The organism is Stenotrophomonas sp. GW821-FHT02D01 (assembly GCF_059421765.1).
Genome location: NZ_JBWKVP010000001.1, coordinates 669,563 through 692,306, shown reverse-complemented (window position 1 = coordinate 692,306; position 22,744 = coordinate 669,563). Strand labels below are relative to the sequence as shown.

The 22,744-nt window shown below is 66.6% G+C and carries 20 protein-coding genes; 8 read left to right on the top strand and 12 right to left on the bottom strand.

Annotation, left to right across the window (positions count from 1 at the left end; genetic code table 11):
• The first annotated feature begins 5 nt into the window (after positions 1-5).
• The 3 genes from AC07UW_RS03240 to AC07UW_RS03230 are packed head-to-tail and all read left to right on the top strand — an operon-like array spanning position 6 to position 4,534.
• Complete coding sequence (locus tag AC07UW_RS03240) at positions 6-2,819, top strand: TonB-dependent receptor domain-containing protein (protein ID WP_495211424.1); 2,814 nt, start codon at positions 6-8, stop codon at positions 2,817-2,819.
• 45 nt (positions 2,820-2,864) lie between these two features.
• Positions 2,865-3,833 (top strand): hypothetical protein, encoded by a 969-nt coding sequence (locus tag AC07UW_RS03235; RefSeq protein ID WP_495211423.1) that lies wholly within the window; start codon positions 2,865-2,867, stop codon positions 3,831-3,833.
• Entirely contained in the window at positions 3,830-4,534 is a 705-nt protein-coding gene (locus AC07UW_RS03230; protein ID WP_495211422.1) for a hypothetical protein, read from the top strand. The genes AC07UW_RS03235 and AC07UW_RS03230 overlap by 4 nt, the downstream gene beginning before the upstream one ends.
• Before the next feature lie 7 nt (positions 4,535-4,541).
• On the opposite strand, the gene AC07UW_RS03225 is transcribed toward AC07UW_RS03230, so the two are convergent.
• From AC07UW_RS03225 to murJ, 7 genes are all read right to left on the bottom strand, one after another.
• Entirely contained in the window at positions 4,542-5,207 is a 666-nt protein-coding gene (locus tag AC07UW_RS03225) for a lysoplasmalogenase (protein ID WP_223494517.1), read from the bottom strand.
• On the bottom strand, positions 5,204-7,087 hold the full coding sequence (locus tag AC07UW_RS03220) for a M61 family metallopeptidase (protein ID WP_495211421.1): 1,884 nt from the start codon (positions 7,085-7,087) through the stop codon (positions 5,204-5,206). Before AC07UW_RS03220 ends, AC07UW_RS03225 begins: the two co-directional genes overlap by 4 nt.
• Positions 7,088-7,344: 257 nt before the next feature.
• Positions 7,345-8,295: a 4-hydroxy-3-methylbut-2-enyl diphosphate reductase gene (gene ispH, locus AC07UW_RS03215; RefSeq protein ID WP_312107668.1), complete on the bottom strand. Its 951-nt coding sequence runs from the start codon at positions 8,293-8,295 to the stop codon at positions 7,345-7,347.
• A 27-nt stretch (positions 8,296-8,322) separates the two neighbouring features.
• A complete protein-coding gene (lspA, locus tag AC07UW_RS03210; RefSeq protein ID WP_495211420.1) occupies positions 8,323-8,847 on the bottom strand; it encodes a signal peptidase II in 525 nt (174 codons plus the stop codon).
• Positions 8,847-11,678, bottom strand: coding sequence for an isoleucine--tRNA ligase (gene ileS, locus AC07UW_RS03205; RefSeq protein WP_495211419.1), 2,832 nt, complete (start codon positions 11,676-11,678; stop codon positions 8,847-8,849). Before ileS ends, lspA begins: the two co-directional genes overlap by 1 nt.
• A complete protein-coding gene (locus AC07UW_RS03200; protein WP_025873849.1) occupies positions 11,675-12,622 on the bottom strand; it encodes a bifunctional riboflavin kinase/FAD synthetase in 948 nt (315 codons plus the stop codon). The genes ileS and AC07UW_RS03200 overlap by 4 nt, the downstream gene beginning before the upstream one ends.
• A gap of 75 nt (positions 12,623-12,697) precedes the next feature.
• Positions 12,698-14,302: a murein biosynthesis integral membrane protein MurJ gene (murJ, locus tag AC07UW_RS03195; RefSeq protein WP_032951562.1), complete on the bottom strand. Its 1,605-nt coding sequence runs from the start codon at positions 14,300-14,302 to the stop codon at positions 12,698-12,700.
• A 116-nt stretch (positions 14,303-14,418) separates the two neighbouring features.
• On the opposite strand from murJ, the gene rpsT reads away from it, so the two are divergent.
• The gene (gene rpsT, locus AC07UW_RS03190) at positions 14,419-14,688 is read left to right on the top strand and encodes a 30S ribosomal protein S20 (protein ID WP_025873851.1); all 270 of its coding nucleotides are present in this window, start codon (positions 14,419-14,421) and stop codon (positions 14,686-14,688) included.
• Between the two features lie 203 nt (positions 14,689-14,891).
• Here rpsT and obgE read toward each other — a convergent pair whose 3' ends face one another.
• From obgE to rplU, 4 genes are read right to left on the bottom strand one after another with little or no spacing between them, the layout of a single operon-like run.
• Positions 14,892-15,947, bottom strand: coding sequence for a GTPase ObgE (obgE, locus tag AC07UW_RS03185; RefSeq protein ID WP_025873852.1), 1,056 nt, complete (start codon positions 15,945-15,947; stop codon positions 14,892-14,894).
• A complete protein-coding gene (locus AC07UW_RS03180; RefSeq protein WP_157804331.1) occupies positions 15,944-16,081 on the bottom strand; it encodes a hypothetical protein in 138 nt (45 codons plus the stop codon). Before AC07UW_RS03180 ends, obgE begins: the two co-directional genes overlap by 4 nt.
• 59 nt (positions 16,082-16,140) lie before the next feature.
• Complete coding sequence (rpmA, locus tag AC07UW_RS03175) at positions 16,141-16,404, bottom strand: 50S ribosomal protein L27 (protein ID WP_025873853.1); 264 nt, start codon at positions 16,402-16,404, stop codon at positions 16,141-16,143.
• An 11-nt stretch (positions 16,405-16,415) separates the two neighbouring features.
• A complete protein-coding gene (gene rplU, locus AC07UW_RS03170; RefSeq protein ID WP_004148331.1) occupies positions 16,416-16,733 on the bottom strand; it encodes a 50S ribosomal protein L21 in 318 nt (105 codons plus the stop codon).
• Positions 16,734-17,052: 319 nt separating this feature from the next.
• Here rplU and uvrA point away from each other — a divergent pair, with 319 nt between their 5' ends.
• The 3 genes from uvrA to AC07UW_RS03155 all read left to right on the top strand — a co-directional run bounded on the left by uvrA (position 17,053) and on the right by AC07UW_RS03155 (position 21,258).
• A complete protein-coding gene (gene uvrA / locus AC07UW_RS03165; protein ID WP_313249426.1) occupies positions 17,053-20,049 on the top strand; it encodes an excinuclease ABC subunit UvrA in 2,997 nt (998 codons plus the stop codon).
• Positions 20,049-20,456: an acyl-CoA thioesterase gene (locus tag AC07UW_RS03160; RefSeq protein WP_025873855.1), complete on the top strand. Its 408-nt coding sequence runs from the start codon at positions 20,049-20,051 to the stop codon at positions 20,454-20,456. Before uvrA ends, AC07UW_RS03160 begins: the two co-directional genes overlap by 1 nt.
• Before the next feature lie 76 nt (positions 20,457-20,532).
• On the top strand, positions 20,533-21,258 hold the full coding sequence (locus AC07UW_RS03155; RefSeq protein WP_495211418.1) for an enolase: 726 nt from the start codon (positions 20,533-20,535) through the stop codon (positions 21,256-21,258).
• 107 nt (positions 21,259-21,365) lie between these two features.
• Here the strand turns inward: AC07UW_RS03155 and AC07UW_RS03150 are convergent, their stop codons facing one another.
• Positions 21,366-21,812, bottom strand: coding sequence for a copper chaperone PCu(A)C (locus AC07UW_RS03150; protein ID WP_223494510.1), 447 nt, complete (start codon positions 21,810-21,812; stop codon positions 21,366-21,368).
• 35 nt (positions 21,813-21,847) lie between these two features.
• Here AC07UW_RS03150 and AC07UW_RS03145 point away from each other — a divergent pair, with 35 nt between their 5' ends.
• Entirely contained in the window at positions 21,848-22,624 is a 777-nt protein-coding gene (locus tag AC07UW_RS03145) for an enoyl-CoA hydratase/isomerase family protein (RefSeq protein WP_025873858.1), read from the top strand.
• Positions 22,625-22,744 lie beyond the last annotated feature (120 nt).

Below are 22,744 nucleotides of genomic sequence, written 5' to 3'. Positions count from 1 at the left end.
GGCCGATGCCGGCGCCTGCTGTGCTTCGTTGGGACGTGCTTCGGTGGGACGTGCTGCGCTGGGGTCTGCTGCAGGCCCTGTTGTGCGTTGTGCTGGTGCCCGGTGTGGCGGCAACGGCGGCGTCAGCAGAAGCCGTCAGACAGGTCGACTACCGTATCGCTCCCGGCGCCCTGCCGCCGGCCCTGCAGCAATGGGCACGCCAGAGTGGTATTGCCCTGGTGTTCGACGCACGTGAACTGACCGGCCTGCGCACCGGCGGCGTCGCCGGCTCGCTGGCGCCGGCCGCCGCGCTGAAGCAACTGGTCGCCGGCATGCCGGTGAACATCCTGCAGACCCCCAGCGGCGGATTTGTGGTCCGCCGGCACGCCGCCCCACCCGCAGTGGTCGCGCAGCCGGTACGGCGGCCAACGCCGCCCGCGCCAGCCAAGCCGGTGCAGGTGGAACTGGCGCCGATCCATGTCACCGGCAGCCGCTTGCCGCGCACCTCCGTGCAGACCACGCTGCCGGTAACGGTGATCGATCGCGAGGACATCCTGCGCAGCGGCTACGGCACGTTGTTCGACCTGTTGCGCCACCTGCCCGGCATGAACGGCCATCCGCCATTGAGCACCTCGCGCAGCGGCGACTCGCTGTACCTGCCGGTCGGCGCGGCCGCCACCACCAGCCTGGACGGCATGGGCCCGCGCGCAACCCTGTTCCTGGTCAACGGCCGGCGCCTGCCGCGTTATCCGATGGTGTCGCTGGAAGAAGGCGGGCTGACCGATCTGGGAGGCATTCCGCTCAGCTTCGTCGAGCGCATCGAGCTGGTGCGTGGCGGTGCTTCGGCCATCTACGGCGCCGATGCGATGTCCGGCGTGGTCAACATCATTCTGCGTGACCAGGCCGAGGGACCGGAAGCCACGCTGCAATCGGGTGCCAGCAGCCGTGGCGATGGCGATCAGTACCGGCTGCAGGCGGCCACGGGCGGCGTGCGCGAAGGCGGCGACCGCTGGTTCGCCGGCATTGATCTGCATCGCCTGCAGCATGTGGCCGGTGACCAGCGCGACTGGCATGCGGAAACCTCGCTGTACCCGATCGGGCTGATCATGCCCAACGGCGACTACTACCCGGCCACGCAGTGCCATCCGCCATTGCAGAGCGAAGACGACGGCTGCTGGTTCGACAACGCACGCCCGCGCTCGCTGCAACCGGCGTCGGAAACGCTGTCCGGCTACCTGCGTTATCGCCACGAGCGCGGTGACGGACGCTACGCCTACGTGGAAGCACGCGCCAGCCACAACCGCCAGCGTTTCGAGCTGGGCCCGACCGCCGTCGCCCTCAATTTCAGCCGTGGCGCGATCCTCAACGTGGTCCTGCAGGAAGGCGGCGAAGTGCGCCCGCGTGTGCATGCCACCGAAGGCGACATCAGTTTCGGCATGGGCCGTGAGCGCGCCGGCCGCAGTTGGGATGCTGGCCTCAGCGCGCAGCGCAGCCAGGTGGACCTGCGCACCGAAGGCACCGTGCGCAGCGAACGCCTGCTGGAAGCAGCACGCACGCTGGACTTCCTGCCCGGATTTTCCACCCTGCCGGCTGGGCTGGCAGAGGAGCTGTTCCCGGCCATCCACAACCGCGGACGTACCGAGCAGTGGCAGGGCTGGTGGGGCATGCAGCGCACCCTGATGACACTTCCCGGCGGTGCAGCACAACTGGCCACCGGTATCGATCTGCGCCGCGAGCGCTGGACCTCGCTGCCCGATCCGCTGCTGGGCAAGGGCGAGCTGGCGCTGGGACTGCCGATGGAGCAACGCCGGCTGTCGCGGCAGAGCAACGCCGCTTACGCCGAAGTGGGCCTGCCGTTGGCGCCGACACTGCGCCTGGACGTGGCCGCGCGACTGGACCGCGATGGCGGTGACACTGCGTTTTCGCCGCGTGCTGGCCTGCGCTGGAGCCCCAGCCCGCACTGGTCGTTCCTGCTGGCCAGTGGCCGCGGCTACCGCGCTCCCAGCATCTTCGAGCGCCGGCGGCCACCGGGCTACTTCGGTCTGTATGGCCTGCCCGCCTCGGGTTCCCTGCCGCCATGCGCGCGCCCGCTGCGCGATGGTGGCTGCGCGGTGGAAGTGGAGGTGGTGGAGAACGATGGGCTGAAAGCCGAGACCTCGCGCAGCCACTCGCTGGCCGCCAGCTGGACACCCAACGATGCGTTCTCGCTGTCACTGACCCACAACATCGTCGAACTGCGCAACGAGATCCTCGCCCTGCAACCCAGTGATGCACTTTGGAATCCCGGCACTTGGGAGCTGGATGAGCAGGGTCGCCTGCGTGATCTTCGCCTGTCATTCGACAACATCGGCCGCACCACCTCGCGCAACTGGGTATTGCGCGGCGAGTACCGGGTGGATACCGGCCGCAACGGGCAGTGGCTATTCTCGCTGGATGCGTTGAAGCAGCAGGAGCTGCGTCGTGATCGCGGCCATGGCGAATCGGTGGACCTGCGCGGGCATGCCACGCCGGCGAACGCGGGCATCCTCAACGTGCAGTGGCAGAACCCGTCTTGGGACATCGCCCTGCGAGGCAACCGCGTCGGCCGCACCCGCGCATGGCTGGCCGGTGAAGCGTGCGCGCAGGAGCAGCATGACCAGGGCCGTTGCATGAACCCGGCGCAGCTGCGCTGGAACCTGCATCTGGCGCGGCGGCTGAGCCCGCGCGTGATTGCCGCTCTGGACGTGCACAACCTGCTCGATACGCGGCCGGTGAACTACCTTGTCGGCAGCGGCGGGCAGATGCCCGGGCTGGACGATCCACTGGGGCGCTACTTCCTGCTGACCCTGCAATTCCGCTGAGCGTAGTACCCTACGCCGCCTGTTCCACGGCGTCGAAGGCGAGTCATGAAAGCCTACCTCTGGTTCCTGGGCGCGCTCATGTTGTTCTTCGCGCTGCCCTTTCCCTGCCTGATCTACTTCGGCACCAGTTGGCCGCTGGACGTGGGCGACCGCAGCGCACCCTGGCTGGCACTGGGCCTGCTGGCGACGTCGCTGACGCTGTGGCTGGTGCTGCTGTACGCCTTCCTGCATTACCTGCTGCTGGCGCCACCCCGTGCGCTGCAGCGCGTGCGCGCCATCCTGGCCGACGGCACGCCACGCAGCGCACGCATCGAGCAGGCCGAACAGACCGGCGTGCAGGTGCGCGGCTTCGCGCAGTGGCGGCTGCAACTGGCGTTCGACAATCTGTCCGGCACCTCGATCACCGAAACGCTGGTCGTGGTCGACAGCAAGCCACAGCTGCAGCGCTTCACCGTGGGCAGCCAGCTGGAGGTGCTGCTCAGCCCCACACCCGGCCCCGCGCCCAACCTGATGCTGGCAGGATCGCAACCGGAACTGGACCGCGGCAGCCTGTGGCGCCGCGGCATCGGCGGCCTGATCGGCATTGTCGTGGTCGCTGCCGCGTACGTCATGGCCTATCGCCTGCAGAGCGATGGACTGGGCTGGACGTTCCTGGGCTTCGGCCATCCGCTGCTGGTCTGCCCGCTGGTGCTGTGCGGCTACCTGATCGGCCTGCGTCTGCTGGCGCGCCTGCTGGCCGGCACACTGCAGATCGACGCGCGCGGCGAAGCGCTCAAGTACCGTGGTATCGGCGCCGAAGCGCAGGTGCTCGACGTGCGCCAGACCGGCACCTACGTCAACGAACAACCGCAGGTCGAGTTCAAGCTGGAATATCTCGACCGCGAGGGCAACGTGCAGCAGGCCAGCGTGCGCCGCTTCGTTGCGCTGCTCGAACTGGCCAACATTCCACGCGGGCAGGTCGACATCCTCTACGACCCGGATGATCGCCGCAGCGTGCGCATGGAGCACGCGTGAAGCGGCCCGTGTCCACGCCGCTGGTGTTCGCCGGGGTGGTGCTGGCCCTGGCCGGTGCCGCCACGGCGGGCGGCGCATTGCAGACCGTCAACGCGACCCTGCGTGGCGCCGCATCGACCATGCCTGCGGATGCAATGCAGCAACCCCCATGGGAACAACCATTGCGCACGACGGCCATCGCAACGCCACGGGCGGCGCCCGAACCGATGCAGCTGCCCGGGCGCACGCGGCCGAACCTGCTGCTCGACGCCGAGCGCCTGCAGGTGGCACGGCAGGCGCTGGAGGCGATGCCCGGACTGGCTGGCGAACGCCTGGTCGTCTTCCACAGCATCCACTTCCATGACGACGGCCGCATCGACATCGAACTGGTCGATCCACAGCAGCCGGGCCATGTGGATGCTTACCACTACCAACGCGGGCAGTGGCGCAAGGGCGATGCGGTGAACCCGCAACAGTTCGCGCCGACCATCACCCTGCGCCGCAGCAGCACCGCATTGGCCAACATCGATTTCGATGCCGTGCCGCGGGTGACGCAGGCCCTGCAGCAACAGCGCAATGCCCTGATGCGTACGCCCGCCGACGTCGGCCATGTGTATGTGGTCATCCGCAAGGGCGGCAAGCTGGTGTGGTTGCCGGATGAAGTAGCCGGCGACCGCCAGACCGTGCGCCTGCGCTACGACGCCAAGGGCAACCTGCAGTAGAAAAAGGCTATCTCACCGAGCGGGCGATGGCGTACTGCGCAGCGTAGTAGGTGGACAGCACCAGCAGGCTGGCCATCGGCAGGCCGCCGCCGAAGCGATCCCACGCCAGCAATGAATCACTGGCCACGAACAGCAGTGCGCCACCGGCCGCCCAGCGCGCGCTGCCCGCTTCCAGCGTATCGGCGTGCGGCCGCTTCCAGTAACGGGCCACTGCCAGCATCGCCATCGCCGCCAGCACCACGACATAGGCCAGCACCGGAAGGCGCATCGGCTGCGGCAGATGCGGCCACAGTCCGGCCACGTTGACCGAAGCGAATGCGGCCAGCAGCACGAAGGCTGCGAGCAATCCGCGGCCCGCGCGCAGGCCGGCACGGAACGCGGCGATGTAGCACAGGTGCGCCAGCAGGAAGGCCACCAGGCCTGGCACGAACGCGTCGATCGGCAGCATCAGCGCGATATCACCTGCACAGGACAACAGCATGCCGGCCAGCACCGCACGCCTGTAGAACGCATCGGCCGCCGGCCGGACCTGCCAGGCGATGGCGGCGATCAGCAGCGTGGTCGCCGGCTTGGCCAACCAGTGCAGCCAACGCCCGTCGCCGTCCAGGTAGGCGCCGATGATGGCCAGCACGGCCACCACCAGGATCAGACCATCGCGTGTGCGCAGGCTCATCGCGCCTTCCACAGCTCTGCAAGGCGATCCGGGCGGCCGGTGATGCGCTCCAGCACCGGATACTGCAAGCCGCCGTGGTAGTCGATCTTCATCGTATCGATGCGGTCGAACTGTTTGACCAGCAGCGTGATCGGCGCCTTGTCAGTGGCCGCTGCTGCCACCGCATCCTTCAGGCGCTGGCTGCTGTACTCGCGGCCACCAACGGCGATCACCTTCATGCCCGGTGCCAGGCCGGCATTGAACGCCGGGCTGTCCCAGACCACGTCACCGACCACGCCACTGTCGAGCACCGTCGCGCCGAGCGAATAGGCCAGCAGCGCCGCCTTCGCGCGCTTTTCCTGTGCCTTGTAGGCCTCGTTCGGCGCATCGCGGTAGACCAGCTTCCAACCCGCCAGTTCCAGGCCGCCGGTCAACGAACCGTGTCCGTCCAAGCGCTGGCGCAGGAAGCTCGCCCAGTCGTACGGCGCGATGTCGTTGAGGGTCGCCACCACGTCATCGAAGGTGTACGGATTGACGTCCCAATCGCCGTTGCCGACGCCGAAGAACGCGCGCGCGAAATCATCCAGGCTGCGGCGGTTGCCGGTCAGCCCCCGCAGCTTGCCCTCCACCTCCAGCCACAGCATCTGGCCGCCGGAGTAGTAGTCCTCGCTCATCTGGTAGTTGCGGTACGGCAGGGTGCGACGCTGGGCAATGGTCGGGTCGTTGGTGGTGTCCTGCAGCGGTCGCCAGGCCAGGCCCGGGCGGCCCCGATCATAGGTGGCCGCCACGTTGGCCAGCATGTCGCGCGCCTGCTCGCTGGACCACAGCCCCGAACGCGCGGCCAGCACCTGGCCCCAGAACTGGGTCTGGCCCTCGTACACCCACAACAGGCTGTCGCCCATCGGTGTATTGAAATTGGCCGTGGCCAGGTCGGCACCGCGACGGTACTTGCCGTTCCACGAGTGGGTGTACTCGTGCGGCAGCAGGTCGCGCATCCACGCATTGCTGTCCCACTCGGTGAAGTAGCCCGGGTCGGCGCTGTTCTCGCTGGAGCGGTGATGTTCCAAGCCGATGCCGCCGAGGCGATCGGTCAGGGCAAGCAGGAATTCGTAGTGATCGTAGTGGCGCGCGCCGTACAGCTTGTCGGCCTGCTGCACCAGCGCACGGTGCGCCTTCAGCTGCGCGTCGGTCGGCTTCAGCGATTTGGCATCGTCGGCGAACACGTTCAGATGCACCGGCGTCTTCGCGCCCGGGTCGAGGTCGATGCGCTGGTGATGCTCACCGGCAAACAGCGGCGAATCGACCAGGTGGTCATAGGAAATCGGCTTGAACACCACGGTGTCACCATCACGGCGGGCGGTTTCCAGTGCAGTCGCGTAGGCCCAGCCCTTGGGCAGGGTCACGCTGGCCTGCGCCTGCAGGTTGCGCGCGTCCACGTCGGCCGGGTACAGCGAATTGGCGTTCCACTGCAGGTTGAGCATTTCCGGGGTCATCACCACCCTGCCCTGGCTGCCGCCCTGCGAAGACAGGAAATCGAAGTGGGCGACGATCTCGCTCACGCCCGGCGGCACGTCCACCTTGAACGCGTACACGTTGAACTGGTCGCGCTGCCAGGCCAGCGGCTTGCCGTTGGCGGTCACCCGCAGGCCGGCCAGCTTGTCGATCGGGCCGGTGGGCGAATGGTTGCCGGGAATCCACTGCGGGTACAGCAGGGTCAGCGGGCCGGGCTTGGCCGGCACGGTGGCGGTCACCTTGAAGATGCGCCGGGCCAGGTCGCGTGCGTCGACATCGATGCGCAGCAGGCCCGGGGCGGCGGCATCACCCGGTGGCGGGGTCTGCGCCAGCGCGGGCGTGGCCGCCAGCGCGAACAGCACGGACATCACCAGGGCACGGGTTTTCATCGGCAACTTCCAGCAGCGGAGAATTCCCCGATGCTAGGCCTGTGAGGTGCCGAGCCCCATGGCCGAAGGTCATGGTCAGTGGCGCATCGACCAGATGCGGCAAAGCCTCATTGGAGCGTTGGCGAAGACTGACAGCATCCACGCATGGCGTGGATCTGCTGGAAAGCAGAGCAGTACCGGATAGATCCACGCCATGCGTGGATGACGTACCGCCGACAGTGCGAACCAAGGTTCGCACCCACCAGCAGCGCTGTCGGTCAGTCCACCAGGCGCAGGCGCAGTTCCTTCGGCAGCGCGAACACCATCGATTCCGGCTCGCCATCCAGCTCGCCCACACCCGACGCGCCCAGCTCGGCCAGACGCGCCAGCACGCCATCGACCAGCACCTGCGGTGCCGAGGCACCAGCGGTCACGCCGATATGCTCCTTGCCGAGCACCCAGGCCGGGTCGATCTCGTGCGCACCGTCGATCAGGTAGCTCTCCACGCCTTCACGGCGGGCCAGCTCGCTCAGGCGGTTGGAATTGGAGCTGTTCGGCGAACCGACCACCAGCACCAGGTCACAGCGCTTGGCCAGGTCGCGCACGGCGTCCTGGCGGTTCTGCGTGGCGTAGCAGATGTCGTCGTTCTTCGGCCCCTGCATCGCCGGAAAGCGCTCGCGCAGCGCATCGATGATGCCGCGCGTGTCATCCACCGACAGCGTGGTCTGGGTGGTGTAGGCGAAGTTTTCCGGCTGGTTGATGTGCAACGTGGCCACCTGCTCCACGTCCTCGACCAGGTAGATCTGGCCGGTGCCCGCTTCGCGGTTCCACTGGCCCATGGTGCCTTCCACTTCCGGGTGACCGGCATGGCCGATCAGCACCACGTCACGGCCGGCACGGCAGTGGCGGGCGACTTCGAAGTGGACCTTGGTCACCAGCGGACATGTCGCATCGAACACCTTCAGGCCACGGCGCTCGGCTTCCTGGCGCACGGCCTGGGAAACACCATGGGCGCTGAAGATGACGGTGTTGTTGTCCGGTACTTCGTCGAGTTCTTCGACGAAGATCGCGCCGCGCTGCTTCAGGTCATCGACCACGAAGCGGTTGTGCACCACTTCATGGCGGACATAGATGGGCGCGCCCAGCGTTTCGATCGCGCGCTTGACGATCTCGATCGCACGATCGACACCGGCACAGAAACCACGCGGGTTGGCGAGCAGCACATCCATCAGTTCAGTCTCCCGGCAGCGGCCGGCTTACGGTTTCGGGTTGGCATTATCCGCCTTTTTGGCGGACTTGCCGTCGAACAGGCCGAACAGGGCGATGCCTACGGCACCCACCACGATGGCCGAATCGGCGATGTTGAACGACGGCCAGACATGCTCGCCGACGTACCACTGGATGAAATCCACCACGTGGCCATGCACCTGGCGGTCGATCACGTTGCCGATCGCACCGCCGATGATCAGCGCGTAAGGCACGGCGGCCTTCCAGTTGCCACGGGCGGTGGCGCGCAGCCACCAGGCCATCAGCCCGCTGATGGCGATCGCCAGCACGGTGAAGAAATGCTTCTGCCAGCCACCGGCATCGCTCAGGAAGCTGAACGCTGCACCGGTGTTGTAGGTGCGGTACCAGTTCCAGAAGCCGTCGATGACCACCACGGGCCGGAACTCCGGCAGGCTCGACAGCACCCAGGCCTTCGACCACTGGTCCAGGCCGATGATGACTGCCGACAGCAGCAGCCAGATCAGGGCGTTGGGATGAGGACGCGCGGCGGCCATCAGAACCAGCTCCGCACTTCGCCGGCACCGGCGATGTTGGTCACGCAGCGGCCGCACAGTTCCGGGTGGTCGGCACTGCTGCCGACGTCGGCACGGTGGTGCCAGCAGCGCACGCACTTGGACTTCTGCGTCGGCTGGGCGCTGACGAACACCTCGTCGGTGGTCGCCGGGCGCACCTGCACGTCGCCGCTGATGAACAGGAAACGCAGTTCATCGGCCAGCGGCTGCCAGCGTGCTGCCTGCTCTTCACTGGCGGCGATGGTGATCTCCGCTTCCAGCGCGGCGCCGATCGCACCATTGGCGCGCATCGGCTCCAGCACCTTGGCCACCTGTTCGCGCACGGCCAGCAGCTGGTCGAAGTCGGCGGCGTTGAGCTGTGCATCGGCCGGCAGCGGTGCCAGGCCCTCGTACCAGGTGGTGAACAGTACATGGCCAGCACGGTCGCCCGGCAGGTAGCCCCACAGCTCATCGGCGGTGAAGGTCAGGATCGGCGCCACCCAGCGGGTGAACGCTTCGGCGATGTGGTACATCGCACTCTGCGCCGAACGACGACCATCCGAATCGGTCGGCATCGTGTACAGGCGGTCCTTGGTCACGTCCAGATACAGCGAGCCCAGGTCCACGCTGCAGAAGTTCAGCAGCAGCTGCACGATCTCGGCCATGTCGTAGTTGTCATACGCCGCCTTGATCTTCTCCTGCAGTTCCCAGGCGCGATACACGATCCAGCGGTCCAGCGCGACCAACTCGTTGAGCGGGCGCAGGTGCTGGGCCGGATCGAAACCGTCGAGGTTGCCCAGCAGGAAGCGGGCGGTGTTGCGCAGGCGACGGTAGGCGTCGGCGGTGCGCTTGAGGATTTCCTGCGACAGCGACATCTCGTTGCTGTAGTCGGCCGAGGCGATCCACAGGCGCAGGATGTCCGCGCCCAGCTTGTTCATGATTTCCTGCGGCTCGATGCCGTTGCCCAGCGACTTGGACATCTTGCGGCCGTGCTCGTCCACGGTGAAACCGTGGGTGAGGCACTGCTTGTACGGCGCGCGCTTGTCGATGGCCACGCCGGTCAGCAGCGAGGACTGGAACCAGCCGCGATGCTGGTCCGAGCCTTCCAGGTACAGGTCGGCCGGCTTGCCGAAGCCACGTGCAGCCAGCACGGCCTCATGGGTCACGCCCGAGTCGAACCAGACATCGAGGATGTCGGTGACCTTCTCGTAGTCGGCCGCTTCAGCGCCCAGCAGTTCGGCGGCATCCAGCGAATACCACACGTCGATGCCTTCGGCTTCAACGCGGTCGGCCACCTGCTGCATCAGCTCCACCGAACGCGGGTGGATCTCGCCGGTCTGGCGGTGGGTGAACAGTGCGATCGGCACGCCCCAGGTGCGCTGGCGCGAGATGGTCCAGTCCGGGCGGCCGTCGACCATGCTCTGGATGCGCGCCTTGCCCCACGTCGGGAACCAGCCGACGGTGTCGATGGCGGCCAGCGCATCGTTGCGCAGGTTGGCCTTGTCCATCGAAATGAACCACTGCGGGGTGGCGCGGAACACCACCGGCGTCTTGTGCCGCCAGCAGTGCGGGTAGCTGTGGCGGATCTCGACGAAGGCCAGCAGTGCGCCGCTGTCGCGCAGCACCTGCACGATCGCCTCCTGCGCCTTCCACAGGTGCTGGCCCGCCAGCACCACCTCGCCAGCCGGCGGGGTCGATTCCAGGTAGACGCCACGGCCGTCGATCGGAGTGATCTGACCGGCGTTGTACTTGTCCAGCAGGCCGTACTTCTGGCTGACCACGTAGTCTTCCTGGCCGTGGCCGGGGGCGGTGTGCACCGCACCGGTACCGTCCTCGTCGGATACGTGTTCGCCGTTGAGCACGAGGATCTCGCGCTCCGGGTAGAACGGATGGATCAGCAGCTGGTTTTCCAGCGCTGAACCTTCGGCCTCACCGTGCAGCACCACCGCGTCCACGCCATAGCGCTGCAGCGAGCGCTCGGCCAGTGCAGCGGCCAGCACCAGCCAACGGCGCTTGCCGTTGTGCGCGGGGCCTTCGGCCAGCACGTAGCGGATGTCCGCACCCAGCGACACCGCCAGCGAGGCCGGCAGCGTCCACGGGGTGGTGGTCCAGATCGGCACGGCCACTTCGACGTCGGCCGGCAGGCTGACGCCGAACGCCTGCGCCACGGCCTGCGCATCGCGCGCGGCGTAGGCCACGTCGATCGCCGGCGAGGTCTTTTCCTGGTATTCGATCTCGGCTTCGGCCAGCGCCGAGCCGCAGTCGAAGCACCAGTACACCGGCTTGGCGCCGCGCAGCAGGTGGCCGTTGGCGACGATCTTGGACAGCGCGCGGATCTCGTTGGCCTCGAAATCGAAGCTCAGGGTCTTGTACGGGTTGTCCCAGTCGCCGGTGACGCCCAGGCGCTTGAAGTCGGCGCGCTGGATGTCGATCTGCTCCTCGGCGAACTCGCGGCACTTCTGCCGGAACGCGACCGCATCGAGCTTCACCCCGACTTTGCCCCACTTTTTTTCCACCGCGATTTCGATCGGCAGGCCATGGCAGTCCCAGCCCGGCACATAGGGCGCATCGAAGCCGGCCAGGTAGCGCGACTTGACGATGATGTCCTTGAGGATCTTGTTGACCGCATGGCCCAGGTGGATGCGCGCATTGGCGTACGGCGGGCCGTCATGCAGCACGAACAGCGGGCGGCCGGCGGCGTTGTCGCGCAGCTGCTGGTAGAGCCCCTGCTCTTCCCAGCGCGCCAGAATGCCCGGCTCGCGCTTGGGCAGGTCGCCGCGCATCGGGAATTCGGTGGCCGGCAGGTTGAGGGTGGTCTTGTAGTCCTGGCTCACGCAGTGGCTCGCAATCTGTGTTCGGAAAGGATGGCACGCGCCTGTTCGGCGTCGCGGTGCATCTGGTCGGTCAGCGCCGCCAGATCGTTGAATTTCTCTTCGTCACGCAGCTTGGCAACGAATTCGACTTCGATGTGGCGCCCGTACAGGTCGCCCTGGAAATCGAACAGGTGCGCTTCCAGCAGCGGCTCCACGCCGTCCACGGTCGGCCGGGTACCGAAACTGGACACCGACGGCCACGGCTGGTCGAACACCCCGTGCACCCAGGTCGCGTAGATGCCCGACAGTGCCGGGGTCTTCGGGAAGCGCAGGTTGGCGGTGGGGAAGCCCAGCGTACGGCCGAGCTGGCGCCCGCGCACCACCCGACCGCTGATCGAGTAGGGACGACCCAGCAGGTCGCCGACGCGGGCGAAGTCGCCTTCCTGCAGCAGCTGGCGGATACGGGTACTGGAGATGCGATCGCCATGCAGGTCGACCGCTTCGATCTCGCCGGCGCTGAAACCGAGCTCGGCGCCCAGCGCCTGCAGCAGGGCCAGATCGCCACGGCGACGGTTGCCGAAACAGAACTCCGGCCCGATCCACACCTCGCGGGCGTTCAGGCGCTGCGCCAGCAGCTGGCGCACGAAGGTTTCGGCGGGCATCGCCGCCATCGCCGCGTCGAAGCGCAGCAGGCCGATCGCATCAACGCCCAGTTCGTGCAGGATTTCGACCTTGCTGCGTGCCAGGGTCAACCGCGGCGGCGGCGTGCCCTGGGCGAAGAACTCACGCGGCAGGGGCTCGAAGGCCACCGCCACCGCAGCCACCCCCAAGGCGCGCGCACGCGCGACCGCGTGCCGCACCAGCGCACGATGGCCCAGGTGGAGGCCGTCGAATGCACCGATGCAGACCACGCTTCCGTTGGGGAACAGCTCCCCGCCCTCGACGCTTCTGAACAGCCTGCTCATCAACTCTCGTTCCGGCCGGCCGAGGCCCGCCGTTTCAATGGTGTAACCCTGAAGTATAGCCGCCGGGAGCCACGATCAATGCCCACGCAGGTCGCGCGGACGGAAGCCCATCGCCACCATCGCCAGCAGGTAGGTCAGCCCGCCACCGCCGACCAGCAGGCCGAGCGCGCCGATCCGTTCCCACACGCCCATCGACGAGAAGCCCGGCAGCCAGTACAGCAGGGCCAGCAGCACGCCGACCATCGCCGTGCACGCCAGCAGCAGGCGCAGCAGGTAGCCGCCCCAGCCCGGGCGCCGCTGGTAGACATCGGTCTTGCCCAGCCAGTACCAGAGCAGCCCCAGGTTCAGGTAACTGGACAGCGCGCTGGCGATGCCCAGCGCCAGGTGCAGGCCCGGTTGCTTGCCAAGGGCCGCCATCACCCCCTGCGCCTTCAGCTCATCGGGCACCATCACCTGGTACAGCACCGCCAGCAGGGCGAAGTTGAACACCATGTTGGCCACCAGCGCGGCGACACCGGCGCGCACCGGCGTCCTGGTGTCCTGGCGCGCATAGAACGCCGGCAGCACCACCTTCAGCAGCGCGAACGCCGGCAGGCCGAAGCTCAGGCCGTACACCGACAGCGCCGTCATGCGGGTGTCGAAGGCGGTGAACTGCCCATGCTGGAAGATCGTGGAGATCAGCGGCTCGGCCAGCAGCAGCAGGCCCAGCATGGCTGGCACCGAAATCAGCAGGGTCATGCGCAGGCCCCAGTCCAGCGAGCGCGAGAAGCCTTCGCGATCGGTGCTGACATGGTGCCGGGCCAGCGCCGGCAGGATCACCGTGCCCAGGGCCACGCCGAACACGCCCAGCGGCAGTTCCAGGAAGCGATCGGCCAGCGACAGCCAGGACTGCGAACCGTCGGTCAGCTTGGCGGCGATGACGGTGTCCAGCAGCAGGTTGATCTGCGCCACCGACGAGCCGAACAGGGTCGGCACCATCAGCGTCATCACCTTGCGCACGCCCGGATGGTTCCAGCCCCAGCGCGGCAGGGTCAGCAGGTCGATGCCCTTCAACGAAGGCAGCTGGAACAGCAGCTGCAGCAGGCCGGCGGCCAGCACCGCCCAGCCGAGGGCGAGGATCTGCTTTTCCGGTGTGCCACCCAGCCGCGGCGCCAGCCACAGCGCGCCGGCGATCATGCACAGGTTGAGGATGACCGGCGTCAGCGCCGGCATCGCGAAGCGCTGGAAACTGTTCAACGCACCGCCGGCCAGGGCGGTCAGCGAGACGAACAGCAGGAACGGGAAGGTCAGGCGGAACAGGTCGATCAGCAGGCCCTGCTTGGCCGGGTCGGTGTCCACCCCACTGGAGAAGACCGACGCCAGCTGCGGCGCGAAGATCAGCGCCAGCGCGGTGACCAGCATCAGCACGCCGCCCAGGGTGCCGGCGGTGCGGGCCATCAGTTCACGCAGCTCGGCGTGGCTGCGGGTTTCCTTCACTTCGGTGAACACCGGCACGAATGCGGTGGCAAAGGAGCCCTCGGCGAACAGCCGGCGCAGGAAATTGGGTATCCTGAAGGCGACCCAGAAAGCATCGGTGATGGCGTTGGTGCCGAAGGTCGAGGTCACCACCTGGTCCCGGACCAGGCCGAGAACCCGCGAGACCATGGTCATGCTGCTGAACGACAGCAGGCCCCGCAACATCTTGGGTGAACTCACTCAACGTCCCTCTTGACAATCGACTTGACGTACATTTCTTACGCCATCATACTAGCTAGCTTGCTGTTCCCATAACACCGATTTTTCAGGAAACCACCACCGTGGCCAATATCAAGTCCGCCAAGAAGCGCGCCAAGCAGACCGTCGTGCGCAACGCGCGCAACGTGGCTCAGCGCTCGATGCTGCGCACCGCTGTCAAGAAAGTGATCAAGGCGCTGGACGCCAACGATGCCGCCGGCGCCCAAGCCGCCTTCGCCGTTGCCCAGCCGATCCTGGATCGCTTCAGCGCGCGTGGCCTGATCCACAAGAACAAGGCTGCTCGCCACAAGAGCCGCCTGAACGACCGCATCAAGGCCCTCCAGGCCGCCTGATCTGGTTGGTTGCTGGAGCCCCGGCTCCGGCAGCACGCAAAAGCCCGGCTTCGGCCGGGTTTTTTGTTGCCTGCAATCCGGCGCCCGGCACTATCGATGCCCGGGGTCAGATCCCTTTTCCACAGGAAAAGGGATCTGACCCCATTCGGCCGCCAACAAAAAACCCGGCCGAAGCCGGGTTTTTCGCGGGAACCACAACGGCATTACTGCGCGTTGCGTGCCGCCTCGAGCTCGTCTTCCTTCTGGCGATCGAAGAACGCCATGATCCGGCTCATGATCGGGAAGGTGCCTTCGCGACCCAGTGCGGACACCAGGAACCACGGCTCCTTCCAGCCCAGCTCGGCGACGATCTTCTCGGCAGCGGCCTTGGCCTCGTCCTCGAACATCAGGTCGGCCTTGTTCAGCACCAGCCAGCGCGGCTTGGCCAGCAGCTCCGGATCGTGCTTTTCCAGTTCGCGCTCGATGGCACGCACCTGCTCGACCGGCGACACACCCTCCACACCACCTTCCATCGGCGAAATGTCGACGAGATGCAGCAGCAGGCGGGTGCGCTGCAGGTGGCGCAGGAACTGCGCGCCCAGGCCGGCACCGTCGGCAGCACCTTCGATCAGGCCCGGAATATCGGCGATCACGAAGCTGCGGTAGTTTTCCACCTTCACCACACCCAGGTTCGGGTACAGCGTGGTGAACGGGTAATCGGCCACCTTCGGCGTCGCCGCCGAGACGGCGCGGATCAGGGTGCTCTTGCCGGCATTGGGGAAGCCCAGCAGGCCGACGTCGGCCAGCAGCTTCAGCTCCAGCTTCAGCGTGCGCTCTTCACCCGGCTCACCCGGCAGCGCCTGGCGCGGCGAGCGGTTGGTGGAGCTCTTGAAATGCATGTTGCCGAGGCCGCCGCGGCCGCCCTTGGCCACCAGCAGGCGGTCGCCATGCTGGGTCAGGTCGCCGATGATTTCATCGGTGGCCACGTTGATGATCACGGTGCCGACCGGCACGGTGATGACCATGTCTTCGCCGCCCTTGCCATAGGCCTGGCGACCCATGCCGTTCTCGCCGCGCTGCGCCTTGAAGATGCGGTCATGGCGAAAGTCGACCAGGGTGTTCAGGTTTTCGTCGGCGCGGATCCACACGCTGCCGCCCGCACCGCCGTCGCCGCCGTCCGGGCCGCCGAGCGGAATGAACTTCTCGCGACGGAAGCCAATGCAGCCGTTGCCGCCGTTGCCGGCGAACACTTCGATTTCTGCTTCGTCTACCAGTTTCATTGTTTCGATGCCTGCGATGGGCGCGGCATGCACGCCGCCACCTTGATGTAGTGCCGGCCGCTGGCCGACAACCGGGCGATGCCCGTTTTACCATTGATTCCAACGAAAAGCCCCGCCGAAGCGGGGCTCTTCATGCAGCGAGCTCTTCATCCAGCACGGCCATGCCGAGGCATGGGCGCCGGACGCAGCCTTATCAGGCTTCGACCGAGACGACGCTGACGGTGCGACGCTTCTTCGGGCCCTTCACGGTGAACTCCACCTTGCCGTCCGTCAGGGCGAACAGGGTGTGGTCACGGCCGAGGCCGACGCCGGTACCCGGGTGGAACTGGGTGCCGCGCTGACGCACGATGATGTTGCCTGCTTCGATGGCCTGGCCACCGAAGATCTTGACGCCGAGGTACTTCGGGTTGGAGTCGCGACCGTTGCGCGAAGAGCCTACGCCTTTTTTATGTGCCATGACCTATCTCCTTACTTGCTGCCACCGGCAATGCCGGTGATCTCGATTTCGGTGTAGTACTGACGGTGACCCTGGCGCTTCATGTGGTGCTTACGGCGACGGAACTTGATGATCCGGACCTTGTCAGCACGACCCTGGGACAGGACGGTGGCGGTGACCGCAGCGCCGCTCAGGGCGTCGCCGATCTTGATGCCATCGCTGTCGCCGAGCAGCAGGATGTTGTCGAACTTGATCTCGCTGCCGACTTCGACTTCGAGCTTTTCAATGCGGAGCTTTTCGCCCTGCGCCACGCGGTATTGCTTACCGCCGGTGACCAGTACTGCGTACATGACCAGACTTCCTCTGTAGTTATTGTGGTCTATGGACTGCCGCCGTCGAGGGCGGACAGGAGCGGAATTGTACGTGGACCACCGGGGACGGGTCAAGTCAACCCCTGAACGGCTCTGGAGGCCGGGCCGGAACGGGGTCAGATCCCTTTTCACCACGTGAAAAGGGATCTGACCCCTGCCTGACAGGCGGTCTCACCGGGTGAGACACCGGGCTGGCATTGTCGCCCATTGCCCCCATCTGGTCACCTCGGTAGGCTGACCGATTGCCGCCCTTTCGCTGGCCCGGCGGCCCAGCCACGCCCCCACAACCGGATTCCCCATGGCGATGGATTTCATCCGCATCCGCGGCGCGCGGACGCACAACCTCAAGAACATCGACCTCGACCTGCCCCGCGACAAACTGATCGTGATCACCGGCCTGTCCGGTTCGGGCAAGTCGTCGCTGGCGTTCGACACCATCTATGCCGAGGGCCAGCGGCGTTACGTCGAGTCCCTGTCGGCGTATGCGCGGCAGTTCCTGAGCGTGATGGAGAAGCCGGACCTGGACCATATCGAAGGCCTGTCCCCGGCGATCTCGATCGAGCAGAAGTCGACCTCGCACAACCCGCGCTCGACAGTCGGCACGATCACCGAGATCTACGACTACCTGCGCCTGCTGTACGCACGCGTCGGCACGCCGCGTTGCCCCGACCACGGCTATCCGCTGGAGGCGCAGACGGTCAGCCAGATGGTCGACCATATGCTGACCCTGGACCCGGAACAGCGCTACATGCTGCTGGCACCGGTGATCCGCGACCGCAAGGGCGAGCACGCACAGGTGTTCGACCAGCTGCGCGCGCAGGGTTTCGTGCGTGTGCGCGTCGATGGCGAACTGTACGAGATCGATGCGGTGCCGCCGCTGGCACTGCGCCAGAAGCACACCATCGAAGCGGTGATCGATCGCTTCCGCCCGCGCGAAGACATCAAGCAGCGCCTGGCCGAGAGCTTCGAAACCGCCCTGAAGCTGGGTGATGGCATGGCGTCGGTGCAGTCGCTGGACGATGCCGCTGCGACCCCTACCCTGTTCTCGTCCAAGTATTCCTGCCCGGTCTGCGACTACTCGCTGCCGGAACTGGAGCCGCGCCTGTTCTCGTTCAACGCACCGATGGGCGCCTGCCCCGGCTGCGACGGGCTGGGCATGGCCGAGTTCTTCGACCCCTCGCGCGTGGTGGTGCATCCGGAGCTGTCGCTGGCGGCCGGTGCCGTGCGTGGCTGGGATCGCCGCAATGCCTATTACTTCCAGCTGATCGCCTCGCTGGCCAAGCACTACAAGTTCGACACCGACGCGGCGTGGAACTCGCTGCCGGCCAAGGTGCAGCAGGCCGTGCTGTATGGCAGTGGCGAGGAAGCGATCACCTTCACCTATTTCACTGAGGCCGGTGGCCGCACCCAGCGCAAGCACCGCTTCGAAGGCATCATTCCCAACCTCGAACGCCGCTACAAGGAAACCGAATCGGCGGCGGTGCAGGAAGAGCTGGGCAAGTACATCAGCGAACATGCCTGCCCCGAGTGCAACGGCGCGCGCCTGAACAAGGCCGCACGCAACGTGTTCGTGGCCGACCGCCCGCTGCCGGAACTGGTGGTGCTGCCGATCGATGAAGCCCTGAAGTTCTTCAGCGAACTCAGCCTGCCGGGCTGGCGTGGCGAGATCGCTGCGAAGATCGTCAAGGAGATCGGCGAACGCCTCGGCTTCCTGGTCGACGTCGGCCTGGATTACCTGACCCTGGAGCGCAAGGCCGACACCCTGTCCGGTGGCGAGGCGCAGCGCATCCGTCTGGCCAGCCAGATCGGTGCTGGTCTGGTGGGCGTGATGTACGTGCTCGATGAGCCGTCCATCGGCCTGCACCAGCGCGACAACGAGCGCCTGCTTGGCACCCTCACCCGCCTGCGCGACCTTGGCAACACGGTGATCGTGGTCGAGCATGACGAAGACGCGATCCGACTGGCCGACTACGTGCTGGACATCGGTCCCGGCGCAGGCGTGCATGGCGGCGAGATCGTCGGCCAGGGCAGCCTGCAGGACCTCCTGGATGCACCGCGTTCGCTGACCGGCCAGTACCTGTCGGGCAAGCGCGCGATCAAGATCCCGGCGCGCCGGCACAAGCCGAACCCGAAGATGACGCTGCATCTGCGTGGCGCCACCGGCAACAACCTGAAGGGCGTGGACCTGGCCATTCCGGCAGGGCTGCTGACCTGCGTGACCGGCGTGTCCGGCTCGGGCAAGTCAACCCTGATCAACGACACCCTGTTCTCGCTGGCTGCCAACGAGATCAACGGCGCCTCGCACCCGATCGCGCCGTACAAGGAGATCGATGGCCTGGACCTGTTCGACAAGGTGGTGGACATCGACCAGTCGCCGATCGGCCGTACCCCGCGCTCGAACCCGGCCACCTACACCGGCTTGTTCACTCCGCTGCGCGAGCTGTTTGCACAGGTGCCCGAATCGCGTGCGCGCGGCTATTCGCCGGGGCGCTTCAGTTTCAACGTGCGTGGCGGCCGCTGCGAGGCCTGCCAGGGCGATGGCCTGATCAAGGTCGAGATGCACTTCCTGCCCGACGTGTACGTGCCCTGCGACGTCTGCCATGGCAAGCGCTACAACCGTGAAACGCTGGAGATCCTGTACAAGGGCTTCAACATCAACGACGTGCTGGAAATGACCGTCGAAGATGCGCTGAAGCTGTTCGAACCGGTCCCGTCCATCGCCCGCAAACTGGAGACCCTGGTTGATGTCGGCCTGAGCTACATCAAGCTGGGGCAGAGCGCGACCACGCTGTCCGGTGGTGAAGCGCAGCGCGTGAAGCTGTCCAAGGAACTGTCGCGCCGCGATACCGGCCGCACCCTGTACATCCTCGACGAGCCGACCACCGGCCTGCACTTCCACGACATCGAGGCGCTGCTCGGCGTGCTGCACAAGCTGCGCGACGAGGGCAACACGGTGGTGGTGATCGAGCACAACCTGGATGTCATCAAGACCGCGGACTGGATCGTCGACCTGGGTCCGGAAGGCGGTCATCGCGGTGGCACCATCCTGGTGACCGGCACGCCGGAAGACGTGGCCGCGTGCCCGGATTCGTACACCGGCCAGTTCCTCGCACGGATGCTGCCGTCCACTACTGCGCGACCTGACCAGCCCGCCGCCGTGGCCAACAAGCCCGATGCGCGCCCGCCGCGCAAGGTGAAGCCCGAGAAGCCGGCGAAGAAGGCAGCCGCCGCCAAGAGCACCGGCAAGGCCAGCAAGACCGCCACGGCCGGCACCAAGAAGAAGAAGGACGCCTGATGAGCAGCGAACACAAGATCCTGGCCCGCATTCCGATCAGCGTGCGCTGGCGTGACATGGACAGCATGGGCCACGTCAACAACGCCAAGTACATCTCCTACCTGGAAGAGGCGCGCGTGCGTTGGATGCTGGGCGTGGAAGGCGTGTCGATGACCGACCGCATCGCACCCGTGGTGGCCGCCACCAACGTCAACTACCGGTTGCCGATCGTGTGGCCCAACGACATCCTGGTCGAGCTGTTCGTCGAACGCCTGGGCAACAGCAGCGTGACCATCGGCCATCGCATCGTCGACCAGCAGGACGAGTCGAAGCTGTATTCGGACGGCAACGTGGTGGTGGTCTGGATGGACACGCAGACCGGCAAGAGCGCGCCGCTGCCGGACGCGATCCGCAGCGCATCCACCTGAAGGCAGTGCCGGCCGCTGGCCGGCACTCTCCGCACCGGGCATGGCCCGGCGCGACCGTTCCAATCAAAGGACTGACATGATCCACCAGACTGAACTGCGCGACCTGCTGCCCGGCATGGTCCCCTTCCCCGCCGACGTGTTCCCGGATGACCAGGCCTGGCTTGGCCAGCATCTGCTGCCGCTGATGAAGATCGACCTCGGCGTGCTGCGCCCGGAACTGGCCGGCCAGGCCGCGACCCTGCTGTGTCCGATCGAGCCCTATGAAGGCTGCATCGGCGAAGCCACCGAAGAACACCACAACTCGTTCACCGGCACCAACTGGATCGCTTTTGAATTGACCGCCGACAACCGCATGCGCTTTCTCGGCGACGAGGGCTACTTCATCGGCGACCAGGTGCAGGACAAGCACGCGCTGAAGCACATCGCTGAGATGCGTGAGAGCTACAGCAAGGCACGTGCGTACTTCCAGCAGCATGGACGCCTGGCCAGCTATTCGCGCTATGGCGACGGCGAGCCCGGCGAGCAGGCGTATCTCGATGTGCTGGGCGGGCAGATCTCGACCGGCAACTGGATTGAAACCGCAGAGATTCCGGCCGCCTTCGCACTGGCGTTCACCGAGGCTGCCGACGACCGGCATGCGCCGGACGATGCCGAGCGCGCGATCATCACCCGCGATGGCCACAAGTTCTTCGCCGTGGCCGAAGTGGCCGGCTACAACTGGTGTGCAACCGGTGCCGATGCAATCGTGATGCTGTACGAGCCGGAAAGCCGCACGGTGCTGTTCTCGTACGACTGGTCGTAAGCCCCACCGCGCTGCGCGCTCGCCGGGCATGGCCCGGCGCTACCGATGTCGATTCGGCAGTGATGCCTGGGTAGCGCCGGGCCATGCCCGGCGGAACGAGCGCCGCGTTACGGCGCAGCCTTGCGCGCTATCAACGCCGTGCTGACTTCGGTGCCATCTTCCAGCTGCAGCTGCAGCCACACAGGCTGCCCCTCCTCCAGGGTGCGGTAGCCGTCCATCAGCATCAGGTGCAGGCCACCGGGCTTGAGTACGGCGCGTGCGCCGGGCGCCAATGGCAGGCGCCGGACCTCACGCATGCGGCTGACCCCATCGACGATCGTGGTCTCGTGCAGCGACACATCGCCGAAGGTCGCACTGCGTGCACCGGTGATCGCCACCTCGTTGGCGCAGCCGTTGCGGATCACCGCATAACCGGCAGTCATTGCCATCTTCGGGTTGGGCAACAACCGTACCCAGCCCTGCTCGACGGTGACGCACTTCGTCTCGGCGGCGGAAGCCGATGCTGCAGCCGCACACAGAACCAACAGTACGCCAACGAATGGTTTGGTTATCATCGCCCAGGTTCCTTCTTCGCAACGAGACCCGCAGCATGACGACGCTCATCGAGGTGATCAACCATGGCCCCATCCGCGAACTGCGACTGGCGCGGCCGCCGGTCAATGCACTGGACACCGAGCTGTGCCGGCAGTTGATCCATGCCATCGAACTGGCGATGGCCGAGGACGCGCACGGCATCGTGCTGTCCGGCAGCGAGCGCATCTTCACCGGCGGCATGGACGTGCCGCACCTGCTCTCGCATGGCGATGACAAGCACAAGCTGCTGGACACCTGGAACGCGTTCTTCGGCGCGGTACGCACGCTGGCCGAGAGCCGCATTCCTGTGGTTGCGGCGATCACCGGCCATGCACCGGCGGGCGGCTGCGTGCTGGCCCTGTGCTGCGACTACCGGGTGATGGCACGCAGTGCCGATCCGGCGCGCCCGTATGCCATCGGCCTGAACGAAGTGCAGGTCGGCCTGATCGCACCGGAAGGCATCCAGCGCCTGCTGCGCCGTGCGGTGGGGGCGCACCGTTCCAGCGTGCTGCTGGCCACCGGCGCGCTGGTACCGGCCGAACAGGCGCTGCAGATCGGCCTGGTCGATGAACTGGTGGATGGCGAACTGGTGGCGGCCCGTGCGGTGGCCTGGCTGCAGGACCTGCTGAAGCAGCCGCGGCAGCCGATGCTGCTGACCCGTGCCATCGCCCGTGCCGAGCTGCACGACGCCCTGCACCCGGACCTGATCCAGCTCGACCGCTTCGTCGAGGCCTGGTTCGCCCCGGATGCGCAGAACGCGCTGCAGGCGCTGGCGGCGCGTCTCGGCAAGTAAACGGTAGTGCCGGCCGCTGGCCGGCACCCTGGCGATCCTTCCGGGACGCCTGCGGATGCCGGCCAGCAGCCGGCACTACCGAAGATGGGGCATCCGGCCTACACCGGTATAATCGACCCC

Coding starts and splice junctions, on each gene's coding strand:
- lspA (WP_495211420.1), bottom strand. CDS start 8,847: ATGGCCGCCGCGCGTCCTCATCCCAACGCCCTGATCTGGCTGCTGCTG.
- AC07UW_RS03200 (WP_025873849.1), bottom strand. CDS start 12,622: ATGAGCAGGCTGTTCAGAAGCGTCGAGGGCGGGGAGCTGTTCCCCAAC.
- AC07UW_RS03180 (WP_157804331.1), bottom strand. CDS start 16,081: ATGAAGAGCCCCGCTTCGGCGGGGCTTTTCGTTGGAATCAATGGTAAA.
- rplU (WP_004148331.1), bottom strand. CDS start 16,733: ATGTACGCAGTACTGGTCACCGGCGGTAAGCAATACCGCGTGGCGCAG.
- AC07UW_RS03240 (WP_495211424.1), top strand. CDS start 6: ATGCCGGCGCCTGCTGTGCTTCGTTGGGACGTGCTTCGGTGGGACGTG.
- AC07UW_RS03145 (WP_025873858.1), top strand. CDS start 21,848: ATGACGACGCTCATCGAGGTGATCAACCATGGCCCCATCCGCGAACTG.
- AC07UW_RS03220 (WP_495211421.1), bottom strand. CDS start 7,087: ATGAAAACCCGTGCCCTGGTGATGTCCGTGCTGTTCGCGCTGGCGGCC.
- murJ (WP_032951562.1), bottom strand. CDS start 14,302: ATGTTGCGGGGCCTGCTGTCGTTCAGCAGCATGACCATGGTCTCGCGG.
- obgE (WP_025873852.1), bottom strand. CDS start 15,947: ATGAAACTGGTAGACGAAGCAGAAATCGAAGTGTTCGCCGGCAACGGC.
- AC07UW_RS03155 (WP_495211418.1), top strand. CDS start 20,533: ATGATCCACCAGACTGAACTGCGCGACCTGCTGCCCGGCATGGTCCCC.
- AC07UW_RS03225 (WP_223494517.1), bottom strand. CDS start 5,207: ATGAGCCTGCGCACACGCGATGGTCTGATCCTGGTGGTGGCCGTGCTG.
- AC07UW_RS03235 (WP_495211423.1), top strand. CDS start 2,865: ATGAAAGCCTACCTCTGGTTCCTGGGCGCGCTCATGTTGTTCTTCGCG.
- AC07UW_RS03150 (WP_223494510.1), bottom strand. CDS start 21,812: ATGATAACCAAACCATTCGTTGGCGTACTGTTGGTTCTGTGTGCGGCT.
- rpmA (WP_025873853.1), bottom strand. CDS start 16,404: ATGGCACATAAAAAAGGCGTAGGCTCTTCGCGCAACGGTCGCGACTCC.
- uvrA (WP_313249426.1), top strand. CDS start 17,053: ATGGCGATGGATTTCATCCGCATCCGCGGCGCGCGGACGCACAACCTC.
- AC07UW_RS03160 (WP_025873855.1), top strand. CDS start 20,049: ATGAGCAGCGAACACAAGATCCTGGCCCGCATTCCGATCAGCGTGCGC.
- ispH (WP_312107668.1), bottom strand. CDS start 8,295: ATGGATGTGCTGCTCGCCAACCCGCGTGGTTTCTGTGCCGGTGTCGAT.